Below are 15,407 nucleotides of genomic sequence, written 5' to 3'. Positions count from 1 at the left end.
GTCTCACCGACCGCGCCTTGCGCGATCGGTGCCGGCGCTGCCGCGCCGGCTATGCCTCAGGTTCGGGGTGGTCGCGCCGGGGGCCCCAAGGGGCGCGAGGCGCGCGCGGCATCATCACCGGCGAGCGCCGCCAGGCCGAGGATCGGCCGCGACAATGCGGTGAGCGACGACGCCGGCTCGGCGGCAAAGCACTTCGTCAGGCAGAAGCTGAGAGCCAGGCAGCCCTTCGTACAGTCCTGCGATCTCTCCTGGTCGGGAGGGCAGCACGGCATATCGGTCGCCATCGGCATCACGGCCTCGGCATCCATGCGCGCATAGCCCGCGGTCACGGGGCTGACGACGGCCGCCAGCATGGTCGCCGTGACGAACAGGGTCAGAACCAGACGATGCGCGAGGCGCCGGAGCTTCATGGGCGCATGAGTGCCACACGGCGCCCGCGTCCGAAAGACGCCGCCGTTCAAGACATCGTCAACACCCTGCGGTCGACCGAACGCGTCGCGATGTCCCCTGCGCGTGCCACCGGCCGCATGCTCGGCCGGGCTCAGGTCCCGCAGTTTTGCCGGAACCTCAGCGCCGCAGCCTCGTTGGATAAGCAAGCCCCCACTGTCAGGGAGACCAACAGATGATGAAGACACTTGCATTCGCTGCGGCGCTCGCCGTGCTGCCCGGCACCGTTTTCGCCCAGAGCAGCGGGCCGGTCATTCCCGACCCGGCCGGCGGCACAACCCGCGATCCGGCGCTCGGAATCGGGACGGTCGAGGTTCCGCTGAAACGTGATCCGGCCGGCGGCACGATGATCGACGACTCGCCGCGCTTCCGGACCTATGTCATCGAGCAGCGCCTGCCCTCCTATAGCTATGGCCGCCCGGTCGCGGTCGGAACGATCCTGCCGGATGAGGGAATCGTCTATCGCGAGGTCCCGGCCGAATACGGCGCGCCGGGTTATCGCTACACCGTGGTGAACGAGCGCGCCGTCGTGATCGAGCCGCGCACCCGCCGCATCATCCAGATCATCGACTGACCCAGCGCAGGGTCGGGTCATCCGCTAGGTCCAATCGAGGCCCGCTCCCGCAAGGGACGGGCCTTGGTCATGGCCCGTTCCGCGCCTGTCCCGTTGGGACCGGGAGGGCGATTCCGGCCTCGCGCAGTCCGTCCACCAGCCGGTCGAGCAGATCAGGATCCCGGTAGGGCAAGGCCCGTTTGAGGTGATCGATGGAAAAGCCCGGATTGACCTCAAGCACCTCGCGCCAATAGCGCCGCGCCTCGTCGTGACGCCCGATGCGGCCATAGAGGCAGGCGAGATAGAAGCGCGACATGTCGGATCGCGGCGCCAGCGTCAGCCGGCGCTTGAAGGCGATCTCGGCCTCGTCGAAACGTCCGAGGTTCAACAGAACCCTTCCCAGGAAATGCAGCGCCAGGTCGAATTGCGGGTCGAGCCGGTGGGCCCGGGCAAAGAGCGCGAGCGCGTCTTCGTGCCGGCCCTGGAAATCCCTGATACCGCCGAGCCCGGTATGGGCGTTGGCCGAATTGGGGTCGAGTTCGATCCCCCGCTCGGCAGCGCGCTCCGCCTCATCCAGACGCCGCATGAAGGCCAGGGCAAGCGCGAGCGCGTGATGGCCTTGCGGCTCGCTGGCGTCCGTGTCGATGGCCTTCTGTGCCAGTTCGAAGGCCCGCGCGAGATTGTCCTGCGTCGCGCCGTTCCAGAGGTTGACGAACTCGGTCAAGGCGATGATCGAGAGCGCGGCATGGGCCGCCGCCAGCCCTGGATCGATCGCGATGGCGCGTTCCAGCATGCTGCGCGCCTCCGTGGCCGATACGGCGTTGAACTCCAGGATGGATCGGCGGGAGCGGACGAGCAGGTCGTAGGCTTCCGGATCGACCTTGCCGCGGCTCTCGCGCCGCTCCTCTTCGCCGGCGGTCAGTTTCACCCGGAGCGCGTTGACGATCGTGCGTGTCACTTCGTCCTGGACGGCGAAGATATCCGCGAGGTCGCGGTCGTAGCGCTCGGCCCAGAGATGCCCGCCGGTCGTGCCGTCGATCATCTGGGCGTTGATACGGATCCGGTCTGTCGCCCGGCGCACGCTGCCTTCAAGGATGTAGCGGACGCCAAGCTCCCGGCTGACCTGACGGATATCCGGCGCCTTGCCCTTGTAGGCGAAGGAGGAATTGCGGGCGATGACGAAGAGCCCGGAAACCTTGGACAGATCGGTGATGATGTCCTCGGTGATGCCGTCGGCGAAATAGCCTGCTCCGGTTCGCCGGACATGTTGTCGAACGGCAGGACGGCGATCGAGGGCTTGGCCGGAAGCCGCGGCTCGGCCCCCACGATTGTGCCGATCGCATCGCCAGCACCGTGCGGCGCCCAGCTCCAGACATGCACCGGGCGCGCGATGTTCTTGACTTCGTACCGGCCGCTATCGGCGAAATCGAGACTGACGCGGCCACGGACATGGTCGTGGACGCTGTCCGATATCGCGACGCCGCCGGGACTGGCGAGCGTCTGGAGACGGGCAGCCACATTGACCCCATCGCCGTAGAGGTCGCTGTCCTCGACCATGATGTCGCCGAGATTGACGCCGACGCGCAGAACGATGGCCCGGTCGCCCGGCATGCCGTCATTCGCGGCCGCCATCGCCTGCTGCAACGCCGCGGCACACTCGACGGCGTTGACGGCGCTGCCGAATTCGACAAGGGCGCCGTCGCCGGTGCGCTTGAAGACGCGGCCCTGATGGCGTGCGACGAGCGGCTCCAGCACCTCTTTCCAGCGCGCCATCAGCAGCGTGTGGGTGTTGCTTTCATCCTGCTCCATGAGGCGGCTGTAACCGACCACGTCAGCCGCCAGGATGGCAGCAAGCCGGCGTCTGATGGATTCGTTGGCCATGCGCCTTCCCTGCCCCCATCGGTGCTGCTTCCGGGCCTTTACGGCCGGGTTCCCCCCGCCCCGGTCCTTCGCCCTTGTTCCCGCTCAAGCCGAGCGGCTGAGCGCGCGTCGCCTCCTGCGCACCAGAACCACGCCCGGACCTCGCCTGGAACAGGGCTCAGCCTTGCTCGAGGAGCCCCTGCGCCAGCTCCTCCCATTCCTCATCGAGCGTCAGTCGTGACGCTACGGCGCCGCAGCGTCGATACCAATACTCCGCGTTCGATTGATCGCCCTCCTTGCGATGGAGATAGGCGTGCACCTGCATGCCCGCCCTGTCTTCGTGCTCCTGCGCGCGCTCATGCGCCTTGTGCCAATCGCCCTTTGCATCCCACCACAGCGCCTGCAGAGCGGCACTCAGGCCGGCAGGCGGCTGTGGTTGCGCAATCGAAGCCTTGAAGGTCAGCAGATCCACTTTTGGCCACCGTCTCGAAATCCAGGCGCGCGATCATACCCGCGCCAGCGGCCGAGCAGTAGCGTGGATCGGGCGACGCCGGGATAACCGCATCGGGTCGGGAGCGCCGCTTCTCGGGAGCTGCTGCCGCCCTCCCCACCGCCAAGTCCTCTGGCGCGGTCGCTTCCACGCCCGGCATCCGCATCGCGCCGAACAGATGGTCCGCCATCGCCGTGTCCGTCAGATCGGAGCGGCCTGCAGGGACTTGCACCAATGCGCCAGTCGATCCCTCAGAAAGCGATCGAGGACATAGAGCAATGTCTCGACATCCACTGGATATAGGGAGATGGCGTCGCGGAGGCTGGCGCGTGGGATTAAGGCAGTGGCGGGCATGTCGCAGGAGAACGAAATGGAGAGCCCGGTTTGCGAGATCACGGCGCTATCGACCCGCGTCGTCTACCAGAACCGGTGGATGACAGTCAGGGAAGACAAGATCCAACGCAGCGACGGCTCCACGGGCATCTATGGCGTCGTCGAGAAGAGCGACTTCGCACTGGTCATCCCGGTCAATGCCGATGGCTCGCTCTGCCTTGTCGAACAGTACCGATACCCGGTGAAGGGCCGGTTCTGGGAGTTCCCGCAAGGCTCCTGGGAGGGCGTCGCCACGGCCGATCCTCTCGATCTGGCGCGCGGCGAACTCGAGGAGGAGACCGGCCTCCTGGCCAGGGAGATGCACTATGTCGGGCATCTCTTCGAGTGTTACGGCTATTCGACGCAAGGCTGCCATATCTTCATCGCGCGCGATCTGCAGGCGACGGAAACGAAGCTCGATCCCGAGGAGCAGGGGCTGATCAGCCAGGCCTTTGCCCTTGAAGCCGTCATCGCCATGGTGGGAGATGGCCGGATCAAGGACGCGATGAGCATCGCAGCCCTTGGCCTCTGCCGCCTGAAGGGGCTGCTCTGACCCCGGGGCGCCGAGGCGCCATCCGCCGGAGACGCAGCCTGCCGGGCCGCGGCTGCGAGCAGCCGAAGTCGCGACATGGCGCGGCGTCCTATCCGCCACGCTGCCGAGCATCGACCTCGGGATAGTATTGCGGGGCCTCGCGCCGGTCGAACATGCCGTAGTCGCGCACGACACGCACATGGCGCAGCCTCTGTGCTCCGAGCGAGGCCTTGTCCTCAAAGCGCTTCGCCGCCATCTCGTCGCGCCAGGACAGCAGCAGGATCAGGTCTCCCGGCGTCAGCACCGCGTCGAACACATCCCATGACAGCAGGCCATCGGCTTGCGGGAGCAGGCCGAGAGACGCCGCGCACTCGGCCGCGCCGGCCCCCTCGCCGCAATTCCCCGGCCTGGGGCCCGTCACCAGCGTAACGGTCGTCCCCTCGCCGGCTTGCGTCTCGTCGAGGCGCTGCTGCCGAAGCGTCTGGCCTTCCGGGATCTGCGTGTCCCGCGTGATCTCGCCGACACGCAGGTGGTAGTCGAGGAAGATGCCGGACCGACCCTTCTCCTGCGCGAAGTGGTGGCGCATCGTCGTGCGCCAGCGGACCACTGCCTTCTCGTCACGCCAGCCCGAGAGCGAGAGCAGCCAGCCCTCGCGGGTCATGCTGCGATAGCGGATATTGTCGACGAACCCGTCCACCGCCTCCAGTTCGGGCCGCAGCGATCTGGCCACGCCGAGATAGGCATCCCATTGCTCCGGCGCCGGATGCACTTCGAAGATCACAGAGAACATCGGCTTCTCCTGGGACCCCGCTCCTGGGACCGCGCTCCTCGCATCACACGGCGGCGATGCAATCCATCTCGATATCGAAGCCGCCATTCCAGGCCGGGACGTTGATGAAGATGCGGGCTGGCGGATCCCCGGGGAAGAAGCGGCGATAGACCTCGTTGACCGCGGGGAACATCTCGACCGAGGTGACGTAGACATTGACCTTCAGGACGTCGTCGAGGGAGGAGCCCGCCGTCTCGACGCAGAGCTTCATCTGCTCCAGGACAAGCTCCGTCTGGCGCTCGATCCCGCCCGTATAGATCTCGCCTGTCTCCGGATCGAATGGCGGCGCGCCGGATACATAGATCGTATCGCCGTGCCTGGTGACCGTCGATGTCGGCGCCTTGTACCTTTCAAGATAGCTCGCGAGCGGCTCGACACGGATGATCTGTCTCTTCACGGCCGCCACTCCCGTTGCGCTATCCGATCGAAAGCGCCGCGGCGGGCATAGGAGGCGCCGGGCACCCCCTATCTCTACTCCCAGGCGACTGCGGCCGTCATTCAGCAGCGCTACGGTCGCGGCCGAAGCGTTGCGGCTTCCTCGCGCGTCGCATCGGAGTGGCATGCGACACAGAAGAAGGAGCGCATCTATTCGGCGCCGCCAATGGCAGTCTTCTCGCCCGGCTTAGGATCCGGTTTGTCGGCAGACCCCGTATCCCTGACCTCTGGATTGATCGAGACTTTGTTCAGGGAATCCTTGTCCGGCGCGCCCTGGATCGACTTCACTTTCTGTTGTTCTTCCGGCGACAGCTTGTTTCCGCGTCCATCACGCATGACGACCTCCTGTTGCTTCTCGCCGGAGAACCGCCGGGAGAGCTGGAGGTTCCTCGTAAACGGACTCCTCGCGGCAAAGAGATTGGCCGGTCGAGCGCGTCATCGGGCCGGCGTCACCTCCCAATCGACCCGATACTCATCCGACAGGGCTGGCGTCCGCCCACCGCTCACGAGATCATCGCGAGCGCTCGATCGTCCCGGCACCGCAAGGCCCGCTTCAATGCCGGATCATCGGCCCTCCCGAAAACCGCAATCCACTGCTCCAGCCGCTGCTCAGCGCGCCCAATAGGCCACGATCTTCTGGCGCTCGGCGCCCGATTGTTTCAGCTCCTCGGACTGGGCGCGCAATGTCCTGACGACGGTTTTCTCGGCCGCAGCCCAGAGATAGGTCCGTCCGTCGTCGAGCGGCTCCGAGACCAGCAGGTCGGTGAGGCGGCTGCGATCCGTGTCGCCATCGGGACAATGGAACCAGGTCGTTGTCGCCAGGGGATGGTCCGGCAAGGGCTGCTCGTGGGTTTCATCCGCCACCTCGATGAAGACCCGGCTCGCGACATGCTCCGGCGTCTGTTCGAGAATCCTCGCGACCGCCGGCAGGCCGGTGGCATCCGCGATCAGGATCTGCCGGTCCAGCGCGTCCGGCCGGGCATAGAGCCCGCGCGGATTGTTGATCACGATCCGCTCGCCGATCTCGGCATCGCGAGCCCAGTCGCTGGCCTTGCCGCCATCATGAACCACGAGGTCGATCTCGAGTTCGCAGCGCGCGCTATCGAAGCTCCGGACCGTATAGGTGGAATAGCGGACGCGCTGGCGCTCTTCCGGGAAGACCCAGCGCCCCTCGGCATCGATCGTCGGCAGGACGAGTTCGCCGGTGCCGGGATCGGGGAAGAACAGGCGGATATATTCATCCGGGATCCCGGTCGAGCGAAAGCGCGTCAGGCCGCCGCCGGAAAAGGTCAGCCTGATCATGCCAGGCGTCAGGTAGCGGCGCGCGACCAGCGTCGCCTCGTGGAACGGATTTTCCGTCATGGATTCAACTCACCCCGGCGCATCGGACAACCAGCACCGGCGCTTCTTCCACAGGGAGACGCAGCTCGCAAGCGGCTTAGTCTTTGATTTATTTAGACTATCTCTAAATCAGCATGGTTATGGAGCCTTGGTCCGGCAGCCCTGCCGCTATGCCTGGCGGCGCCTGCGGACCCCGCATTGCCATGACCTATGCCGTCGCCGACAGTCGGGGAGCCACGACGCTCATGGCTTGGCCCCAGGCAAGATGGACTTGATCTCGAGCCGATCGAAATGCGTCACGCTGTCGGCCTTTGTCCAAAGCGCAACGCGTCCCGGCGCACTGATCGAACCGTCGCGATCGATCAGTTGCTTTCCATCGAACGAAACCTGGAAGCGGTTGCCCTCGGCATGCAGGGTCAGGCTGTGCCAGTTCGAAGACGAGACCTTGACCGTCGCACCGCGCAACTCCTCGCGCCGGCCATTCAAGACCCGGTAGAAGCGCACATTGTGCTCCAGGGCGTTCGCACGGGCGACATAGTAGTTATCGGCATCGCGGAGCCGGACTGCGATGCCGGCCGCCCGATCGACCGCACCGGATATAGCCCGGAAACGGATCGCGACTTCGACATCCCCAAGGACAACGGGCATGTAGATGGCGAGGGGGAAACGATAGTCCGCCTTGTCCTGGCTGAGTTGCGCCAGAGCTCGGTCGCCCTCGGCGGAAGCGTCCATCACGACCGCCCAAGTGCCGGTCGCTCCTCCCCCGTCCGGGCCGATGTGAACTGCGCAGGCAAGGGTCCCGGCGGCAGGGATCCGAAAGTGATCGTTTCCGCCGAGCCTTGAGCCGATGCCATCGCGAGCGGAATGGCGAGCACCAGACTGCGATAGGACCTCATGGGAGGGCTCCTTCCCAATACCCCCCTTGCGCGCGCTATGCTGCCGTCGGCTTCATCGCCGGCGGCCAACTATGCGTTTCCGCCTTCCGACGCGAAGCCCAGGCATAGAGCGCGTCATAGATGACGAAGCCGTGCTTGAGCACTTCATGGTCGTCGGGCGTCACGTCCCGTAATCCCATGGAGATCGCCAGCAACCCCGCGGATTGAGGGGTGAGATCGTGCCGATCGGTATCCGCGCCGCGCACGATCGCGGCTATCGTCACGATGGCCGGATCGCGATCGAGGCCGTGCTTCAAGACGAAGGTGTCGAAGCTGCACCCGTCGCCGACATGCGTGTATTCCACACCCGGCACATCATAGGGCGTTGCGCCCGTCTGGGCGGCCACGCTCTTCACTTGATCGGGAGCCACGAACAAGAATTCTGACTCCTTGTCGATGAAGCGGGCGATCAGCCAGGGGCAGGCAATCCGGTCGATGACCGGGCGTTCGCGAGTGACCCATTTCATGACCTCATCTCCTTCTGGTTCAGCGTGAGAGCAACGGTGGGCGCGCCAATGGCGTGCCATGCGGCGATGCCACCGGAGAGAGTGCTGGCGTCGATGCCGCGCCGTCGCAGTTCGGCGACGGCGTCGCCACTGACCTGGAACCCGTAGACGCAATAGACGACCACCGGCTTGTCCTTCGGCAGCTCGTCGGCCCAGTCGGCAATCGCCTCTGGTGCCCGGATCAGAGCGCCTGGCACCATGTCGCTGCGCTTCGCCAGATCCTCGGCGAGGCAGACGTCGAGCACGACAAGATCGTCGCCGCGGGCGATGCGGCCCCGCAGATCTTCCGGAGCGACGGCATGAGCGTTGGTTGAGACCGGCCTCGCCCAGCCCCCCTGTTGGGCGACGATGCGCCCATGACGGGCAGCGACCCGCTCCCAATGGATGTTCTTCATGAATGCGTCGACATAGGCGCCGGCCCTCGCGCCGAAATCGAGGTGATAGGCGTGCTCGTACATATCGAGCGCCAGGATGGGCACGCCGCCGGCAAGACAGTTCGTGTGGTCAGCCGCCCATTGGATCGTCAGCCGATCATGGCGTTCCGACCAGGTGAGCAGAGTCCAGCCCGAGCCGCCGGCCTGTGCCTTAGCGCAGGCCGTGAACTGGGCCCGCCACGCGCTGACGCTTCCGAAGTCGCGTTCCAGCGCAGTGGCAAGACCACCGCCGGCATCGCCCGAACCTCCGAGTCCGTCGAAATAGATCTCGTGCAGGATCGCCGAGTTGGCGGCGACCAACTCCTCCCGCTTCAACCCATTGATGTCGAAGACCGGCGCTGCGCCCCAATCGAGCGCATCAAGCCGGCTCTCGATCGCATTCAGGCGGCGAACCGCGCCGCCATAGTTGTTCTCATAGTGGCTCGCGAGCAGGCGCTCGGACAGGCCTTCGAGCCGGGGCGGCTTGAATGGCAGCGGCATGATGTGATGCGGCATGGCGTCCTCGTTCGGCAGCACGGCGCGTCCGTGAGAGGCCGAAGGCTACGCCTGTATGAAAATTGATACAACTGTTGCACTTGACAATTTCGATGATACGGTACGCTCATGAATGATGAGGAGTCTGGGGCAGAGCATTGCTGGTTGGCCTGATTCATCTGCCGGCGGCCGTTTCCCGAGGAAACCCGGCGTCAGCAGAAGGCATCGGAGCGGTCGCGGCCAAGCGCGGACAAGCTTGAAGCGTCCCCAGAGGACGTGTGCCCCGGAGGAAACGAGAGGGAAAATGGCGATGCCTGGAGTGGCAGTGGTCTGGCGCGGTGACCGCGAGGGGCGACGCGCGGCGACACCCCAGGACAACCGCTTTCATCGCGTGTTCGAGGAACTCGCCGCGATTGGCATTCACGCGGAACCGGCGGTCTTCGATGAGGAGTTCGCGGACGAGGTCCGCGATCAACTCCTGAGGGTGGACGGCGTGCTCGTTTGGGTCGATCCGATCCATGACGGGAGGACACGCGCAGTGCTCGACCCGATACTGCGCGACGTCGCAACACGCGGCCCCTGGGTGAGTGCGCATCCCGACGTCATTCTCAAAATGGGTGTGAAGCAGGTCCTGCATCGCACGAAGCATCTCGGATGGGGCACCGACACCCATCTCTACGGATCCTACGCGGCGTTTCGCGAGGCATTCCCTGAGCAGCTGCGAACGGCCGGTCCGCGGGTGCTGAAGCAGAATCGCGGCAACGGGGGCCAGGGTGTGTGGAAGGTCGAACGGATCGATCCGCTTCCCGGTGCAGCGGCGGCGGTTCGGGTGTTGCATGCGCGACGCGGCAGCGTGCCGGAAGAGCTCCCGTTGGAGGACTTCATGGCGCGTTGCGAGGCGTATTTCGCGCCCGGTGGCTGCATCGTGGATCAGCCGTTCCAACCCCGGCTGCCGGACGGCATGATCCGTTGCTACATGGGTGGCGACAAGGTCGTGGGCTTCGGCCACCAGTTCATCAAGGCGCTGATCCCACCCCCGCCCGAAGGACCGGACTCAGAAGCGGCACAGCCAGGTCCCCGGATCATGCATCCCGCCTCGGCAGAGCCGTTTCAGACCCTGAGGATCAGGATGGAGGCTGACTGGACGCCGCAGATGATGGCGGTGCTCGGTATCGAGCCCGGTTCCTTGCCGATCATCTGGGATGCCGACTTCCTCTATGGACCGCGCACGGCGTCGGGAGAAGACAGCTATGTGCTCTGCGAGATCAATGTGAGCTCCGTCTTCGCCATCCCGGACCAGGCACCGGCTGAAATTGCCCGCCTCGTTGCTGCGCGATTATCGATCAGCTCCAACCCGAGCGTCCGGCAGAGCCCAGGAGCTGCGCTGACGGTGAATTCATGAGCGGCGACGAAACCGGGACAGAGCAGCGCTGGCTGCTTCTGATCCATCAACTGCCGACCAAGCCAGCCTATTTTCGGGTGAAAATCTGGCGGCGGCTGCAAGGTATCGGTGCGGTTGCGGTCAAGAGCACAGTCTATGCGCTGCCGGCCAATGCCGAGACGCAGGAGGATTTCGAGTGGCTCTTGAAGGAGATCATCGACGGCGGCGGCGAAGCGATGGTGTGCGAGGCGCGCCTCATCGATGGCCTGTCGGACGCACAGGTCAGAGCCTTGTTCGATGCTGCGCGTGACAGCGACTACGCGGACATCGCCAAGGACGCCCGCGATCTCAGCGCTGGCCTCGACACCGAAGCGAGTGCGGAGAAGCGCGCGGACGCCCGCACGCAGCTCGGTCGCATGCGCAAGCGCCTCGCCGAACTCGTATCGATCGACTTCTTCGGTGCCACCGGCCGCCTTGCCGTCGAAGGATTGCTCGCCGAGCTCGAAGCCCGGGTCACGGAGGAGAAGGTCATGAGCAAGCACCCACCAAAAGGGGCAGACCCGATCGCCGAGCTCAAGGGGCGAACCTGGGTGACGCGCCGCGACGTGTATGTCGATCGCATCGCCTGCAGTTGGCTGATCCGTCGCTTCATCGACCCCGATGCCGTCATCCGCTTCGTGGCGGGCAAGGGCTATGTCCCAAAACCGGGCGAGCTGCGCTTTGACATGTTCGAAGGCGAGATCACCCATGAGGGCGATCGCTGCAGCTTCGAAGTGCTGCTGATCCGTGCCGGCATAGCCGATCCGGCACTGCAGGCCATCGCGGAGATCGTCCACGATATCGATCTCAAGGACAGCAAGTTCGGCCGCGAGGAAACGACGGGCATATCCAGCCTGATCGCCGGCGTCGCCATGGCGAACGCGGGCGATGAGGAGCGGATCGCGCAGGGCGCTGCCGTCTTCGACAACCTCTACCAGTATTTCCGCTCCAAGCGCGGATAATCGGAAGGACCGGGCCATGGCCAATCTGGACAGCTATGTCGCGACGCCGACCTCGAAGAGCGACAGGCCGGATCATGGCATTTCCTTCGGGGACGCGGTGCGGGTCTGGGTGCGTGTGGCCGCCTTGAGTTTTGGCGGCCCGGCCGGGCAGATCGCGGTGATGCACCGGATCCTTGTCGAGGAGAAGCGCTGGATCGGCGAGACCCGGTTCCTGCATGCGCTCAACTATTGCACGCTGCTGCCCGGCCCCGAGGCGCAGCAATTGGCGATCTATATCGGCTGGCTTCTGCACAAGACCAAGGGCGGGCTGGTCGCCGGAATCCTGTTCGTGTTGCCGGGTGCGATCGCCATCATGGCGCTGAGCTGGATCTACGCGATCTTCGGCAATGTCGGAGCCGTCCAGGCGCTTTTCTTCGGCCTGAAGGCGGCGGTCCTCGCCATCGTGCTCGAGGCGGTCTCCCGGATCGGCCGACGCGCGCTCAAGAACAACGTCCTGATTGGGCTCGCCGCCGCGGCCTTTGTCGCGCTCTTCTTCTTTCAAGCGCCGTTTCCACTGGTCATTCTGGCCGCAGGGCTGATTGGCTATATCGGCGGACGCGCAGGCTTCACAGCGTTCCTGACGGGCAACGGGCACGGCAAGCTCGGCGGCACGCAGGTCGCGGATGCCGATACGGCGCTCGGCGACGAGGTTCCGGCTCACGCTCGCCCGCCACTCAGCTGGTCGCTGAAGGTCGCCGGGGTTGGTCTGCTTCTGTGGCTTCTGCCGGTTCTCGGGCTGCTGGCCCTATTGGGGCCAGGCAATGTCTTCGCTGACATTGCGGTCTTCTTTTCCAAGATGGCGATGGTGACATTCGGCGGCGCCTACGCAGTGCTCGCCTATGTCGCGCAGCAGGCAGTCGAGCACTTTGGCTGGCTGAAGCCAGGCGAAATGTTGGATGGGCTCGGCATGGCCGAGACGACACCCGGTCCGCTGATCATGGTCACCCAGTTTGTGGGCTTCATGGGGGCCTATCGGGCACCGGGTTCGCTTCATCCCCTCCTTGCCGGCACGCTCGGGGGCCTGCTCACCACCTGGGTGACCTTCGTCCCCTGCTTTCTCTGGATCTTCCTCGGCGCGCCCTTCATGGAGACGATGCGCAGCAACAAAGCCCTGTCCGCCGCCTTGTCGGCGATCACCGCCGCTGTCGTGGGCGTCATTCTCAATCTCGCGATCTGGTTTGCGCTCCACGTGCTGTTTTCAGAGCTGCGCGAGGTTCATGGGCTTGGCGTGACACTCGACGTGCCTGTGCTCAGCTCCGTCAACATCCCGTCTCTGATCCTGACAATTGGCGCGCTGTTGGCGGTGTTTCGCTTCAAGGTCGGCATGATCGGGGTGCTGGCGGCATGCTCTGTCCTTGGGGTCCTCTATGGATTCGTCACGGGATCGATCTAGCGGCCGGCCACGCACCTGTTCGCGGCCGACGCGGTCCTGGCGTTTGGAGCCTAGGCTGCAGGCGGCCGGCAGCTCACGCGCCACCGGAGATCTTGAAGCGCATGAGAAGATGGGACCTCCCCCTGTTCGCACTGGCAGCCGCCGGACAGATCTCGACGACATGGGCGCAGCATCGCCCCGAGCTGAAAGGCTTCAGGCGCATTCACGGCACAGCGATCGAGCGCTTGATGTCAGGAAAGGAATTCAGTGACGGCGTGCACTGGCGTTACAGCTTCCAGCCCGGCGGCAACCTCACGGAATACGCGATGAGCCGCCGGCTGGATCTCCGCTGGTTCGTCAAGGGCGACGCGCTCTGCTGGCAATCAGCGCGAGGCGAGGACTGCTTCGAAGTCTGGACATCCAGCACAACATTGCAGCTTCAACCGCAAGGGCTGGGTGTGCCCTATGAGGGCAGGCTGTCGCGGCAAACGCGATAGGTCCGCCCGTGGGATGAGGTTCCCCTGCCCCCGGCTCAGAAGCGCTTGCTCGACAGGACGTCGAAGGTCTTGCCGATCGTCGCCAGGGCCTTGTCGTAATCGGCGAGCGATACACAGGCGATCAGCGCGTCGATGATGGCAAGCTGTGCGATCCGGCTCGTCATCGCCTCGGTGCGGAACTGCGTTTCGCGCGCCATCGTGTGCAGCACGATATCGGCATGGGCGAGCAGCGGCGACTTGCCGAAATTGGTGATGCAGATCGTCGTCGCGCCGGCTTCCTTGGCAAGTTTCGTGGCTGCAACCGTCTCGAGCGTGCTGCCGGAATGGGAGATGGTGATCACCGCCACGTCAGGCCCGGTCAACGAGGCGCTGATCGCCTGGACATGGGAATCGACCACGACCTTCGCCTCGATGCCGATGCGCAGCAGGCGGTAATTGGCATCCTCGGCGATCGGGGCCGCGCTGCCGATGCCGTAGAGCTCGACGCGGCGCGCCTTCAGGATCGCGGCGACCGCGGCCTCCATCGCCGTGGTGTCGAGCACCTTCATCGTGTCGTGCAGGGCCTGGAGATCGCTGCGGAAGATCTTTTCGATCACCGCACCGGTGTCGTCGGAACGGGCCAGATCCTCGTGGATGAACTGAACCGGTTGCACCAGATCGCGCGCCAGCGCGATCTTGACCTGCTGGAAGCCCCGCGCGCCGAGCTGCTGGCAGAGCGAGATGACGCTGCCTTCGCTCGCGCCGGTGCGCTCGGCCACTTCGGTGACCGACATATGCACCACCTCGGCGGCATGGGTCATGAAGAAATCGGCGATGCGGGCAGCTTTGGGCGGCAGGTTGGCGCGCAGCGCCTGCAGGCGTTCGAGTGCCCCCTCGAGACCGGGCGTGCCGGTGCCCTTGCGCCTTTCGGTGCCTGGTTCGCCGGGGGCGGCCTGGGCCGGTCCGGGATTGCGATTCGACGCCGTCATGCCGGGAAGGCCAGCATGCCGGCCGGGTCACGACAAGGCGCATTCGCCGCGATGGCGGGGAAGACCCCGTCGCGAAGCTCGAAATAGCGCAGGCCAAGGCGCCGTGCGCCCTCACCATCGGTCGCCGGGTTGTCCCCAACCATCAGCACCGCATTCCTGGACAGCCCGAGCAGCGCCAGGCCGGCCTCGAACAAGGCGGGTTCCGGCTTGCCGATGATGCGGTACGGCACGGGGCCAGTGCAGGCGAGCAGCGCCGCCAGCAATGCACCGGTCTCCGGCACCACCGCGCCATCCGGGCCGGGATGGACGAGATCGGGATTGGCAGCGACGAGCTCGGCGCCGCCGCGTACCGCATTGGCTGCAAGCATCAGGCGTTCATAGGAAAAATGCCGGTCGCGTCCGAGAAAGACGATGTCCGGCCGCTCCTGCACCGGGACAAGGCCGCGGTCGCGGGCATGGATCATGAGGCTCTTGCTAGCCATCATGGAGATGCGGGCCCGGGGCTGCCGGCGCGCGATTTCGTCGAGCGCGGTCGAGCCGGCAAGAACGATCCGGCGCGGCGCGATGGTCAGGCCAAGACGCTTCAGGGCACGCGACAATTCGAGCGGCGTATGCTCGGCATCGTTGGAGACGATGACGAAACGGCCGTCCAGGCTTTCGAGAAAGGCATTTGCGCCGGGAAGCATCTGCCGGCCGCGCACCAGGGTGCCGTCGAGATCGACGAGACACCCCTGAATGCCGTGAAGCGAGCCCATGGCGCGAATCCAAACCCTGACAGCAAGTGAGGCTCGTCCATGAACTGAGATAAATTCAGTGTCAAATTCAATATCGAATGAGATTATTTCATCATCCTGTCATGAAGCACAGCCTAGAACGAGCCCGTCGCAGCACGGGCCACGACTGAGGCCGGGCATGCAGGGCGACGTCCGGCGGCTCCAGGC

At 65.2% G+C, this 15,407-nt stretch carries 17 protein-coding genes and 1 pseudogene; 6 read left to right on the top strand and 12 right to left on the bottom strand.

The window, feature by feature from the left end:
- Positions 1-56: 56 nt before the first annotated feature.
- Entirely contained in the window at positions 57-410 is a 354-nt protein-coding gene (locus tag AB4118_RS18570) for a hypothetical protein (RefSeq protein WP_441491134.1), read from the bottom strand.
- A 212-nt stretch (positions 411-622) separates the two neighbouring features.
- Here AB4118_RS18570 and AB4118_RS18565 point away from each other — a divergent pair, with 212 nt between their 5' ends.
- Complete coding sequence (locus AB4118_RS18565) at positions 623-1,021, top strand: DUF1236 domain-containing protein (RefSeq protein ID WP_441491133.1); 399 nt, start codon at positions 623-625, stop codon at positions 1,019-1,021.
- A 67-nt stretch (positions 1,022-1,088) separates the two neighbouring features.
- Here AB4118_RS18565 and AB4118_RS18560 read toward each other — a convergent pair.
- Both AB4118_RS18560 and AB4118_RS18555 read right to left on the bottom strand, forming a co-directional pair.
- Positions 1,089-2,881, bottom strand: a pseudogene (locus AB4118_RS18560) (adenylate/guanylate cyclase domain-containing protein).
- A gap of 157 nt (positions 2,882-3,038) precedes the next feature.
- Positions 3,039-3,332 carry a hypothetical protein gene (locus tag AB4118_RS18555; RefSeq protein ID WP_441491132.1) on the bottom strand — a complete coding sequence of 98 codons (294 nt, stop codon included), beginning with the start codon at positions 3,330-3,332 and terminating at the stop codon, positions 3,039-3,041.
- Positions 3,333-3,702: 370 nt separating this feature from the next.
- On the opposite strand from AB4118_RS18555, the gene AB4118_RS18550 reads away from it, so the two are divergent.
- On the top strand, positions 3,703-4,275 hold the full coding sequence (locus AB4118_RS18550; protein WP_441491131.1) for an NUDIX domain-containing protein: 573 nt from the start codon (positions 3,703-3,705) through the stop codon (positions 4,273-4,275).
- 88 nt (positions 4,276-4,363) lie between these two features.
- Here the strand turns inward: AB4118_RS18550 and AB4118_RS18545 are convergent, their stop codons facing one another.
- From AB4118_RS18545 to AB4118_RS18515, 7 genes are all read right to left on the bottom strand, one after another.
- Positions 4,364-5,044, bottom strand: a complete 681-nt coding sequence (locus tag AB4118_RS18545) for an antibiotic biosynthesis monooxygenase family protein (RefSeq protein ID WP_441491130.1) — start codon at positions 5,042-5,044, stop codon at positions 4,364-4,366.
- 43 nt (positions 5,045-5,087) lie between these two features.
- Entirely contained in the window at positions 5,088-5,480 is a 393-nt protein-coding gene (locus tag AB4118_RS18540; RefSeq protein ID WP_441479555.1) for a RidA family protein, read from the bottom strand.
- A gap of 188 nt (positions 5,481-5,668) precedes the next feature.
- Positions 5,669-5,854 (bottom strand): hypothetical protein, encoded by a 186-nt coding sequence (locus AB4118_RS18535; RefSeq protein WP_441491129.1) that lies wholly within the window; start codon positions 5,852-5,854, stop codon positions 5,669-5,671.
- Between the two features lie 273 nt (positions 5,855-6,127).
- Positions 6,128-6,880: a siderophore-interacting protein gene (locus AB4118_RS18530; protein ID WP_441491128.1), complete on the bottom strand. Its 753-nt coding sequence runs from the start codon at positions 6,878-6,880 to the stop codon at positions 6,128-6,130.
- 222 nt (positions 6,881-7,102) lie between these two features.
- Positions 7,103-7,591 (bottom strand): hypothetical protein, encoded by a 489-nt coding sequence (locus tag AB4118_RS18525; protein ID WP_441491127.1) that lies wholly within the window; start codon positions 7,589-7,591, stop codon positions 7,103-7,105.
- A gap of 199 nt (positions 7,592-7,790) precedes the next feature.
- Positions 7,791-8,261: a chromate resistance protein ChrB domain-containing protein gene (locus AB4118_RS18520; protein WP_441491126.1), complete on the bottom strand. Its 471-nt coding sequence runs from the start codon at positions 8,259-8,261 to the stop codon at positions 7,791-7,793.
- Positions 8,258-9,229: a Fe-Mn family superoxide dismutase gene (locus tag AB4118_RS18515; RefSeq protein ID WP_441491125.1), complete on the bottom strand. Its 972-nt coding sequence runs from the start codon at positions 9,227-9,229 to the stop codon at positions 8,258-8,260. The genes AB4118_RS18520 and AB4118_RS18515 overlap by 4 nt, the downstream gene beginning before the upstream one ends.
- A gap of 283 nt (positions 9,230-9,512) precedes the next feature.
- Here AB4118_RS18515 and AB4118_RS18510 point away from each other — a divergent pair, with 283 nt between their 5' ends.
- The 4 genes from AB4118_RS18510 (at position 9,513) to AB4118_RS18495 (ending at position 13,498) form a co-directional block, all read left to right on the top strand.
- On the top strand, positions 9,513-10,610 hold the full coding sequence (locus tag AB4118_RS18510; protein WP_441491124.1) for a Cj0069 family protein: 1,098 nt from the start codon (positions 9,513-9,515) through the stop codon (positions 10,608-10,610).
- Complete coding sequence (locus AB4118_RS18505) at positions 10,607-11,590, top strand: chromate resistance protein ChrB domain-containing protein (RefSeq protein WP_441491123.1); 984 nt, start codon at positions 10,607-10,609, stop codon at positions 11,588-11,590. Before AB4118_RS18510 ends, AB4118_RS18505 begins: the two co-directional genes overlap by 4 nt.
- Positions 11,591-11,606: 16 nt before the next feature.
- Positions 11,607-13,022, top strand: a complete 1,416-nt coding sequence (gene chrA, locus AB4118_RS18500) for a chromate efflux transporter (RefSeq protein WP_441491122.1) — start codon at positions 11,607-11,609, stop codon at positions 13,020-13,022.
- Between the two features lie 101 nt (positions 13,023-13,123).
- Positions 13,124-13,498, top strand: coding sequence for a hypothetical protein (locus AB4118_RS18495; protein ID WP_441491121.1), 375 nt, complete (start codon positions 13,124-13,126; stop codon positions 13,496-13,498).
- Positions 13,499-13,533: 35 nt separating this feature from the next.
- Here AB4118_RS18495 and AB4118_RS18490 read toward each other — a convergent pair whose 3' ends face one another.
- Positions 13,534-14,466, bottom strand: a complete 933-nt coding sequence (locus tag AB4118_RS18490) for a MurR/RpiR family transcriptional regulator (protein ID WP_441491120.1) — start codon at positions 14,464-14,466, stop codon at positions 13,534-13,536.
- On the bottom strand, positions 14,463-15,221 hold the full coding sequence (locus AB4118_RS18485; RefSeq protein ID WP_441491119.1) for an HAD-IIA family hydrolase: 759 nt from the start codon (positions 15,219-15,221) through the stop codon (positions 14,463-14,465). The genes AB4118_RS18490 and AB4118_RS18485 overlap by 4 nt, the downstream gene beginning before the upstream one ends.
- Positions 15,222-15,407 lie beyond the last annotated feature (186 nt).

The organism is Allobosea sp. 2RAB26 (assembly GCF_052115465.1).
Lineage (GTDB): Bacteria > Pseudomonadota > Alphaproteobacteria > Rhizobiales > Beijerinckiaceae > Allobosea.
Note: the sequence above shows the minus strand (reverse complement) of the source record. Positions and strands in the feature narration are given on the sequence as shown.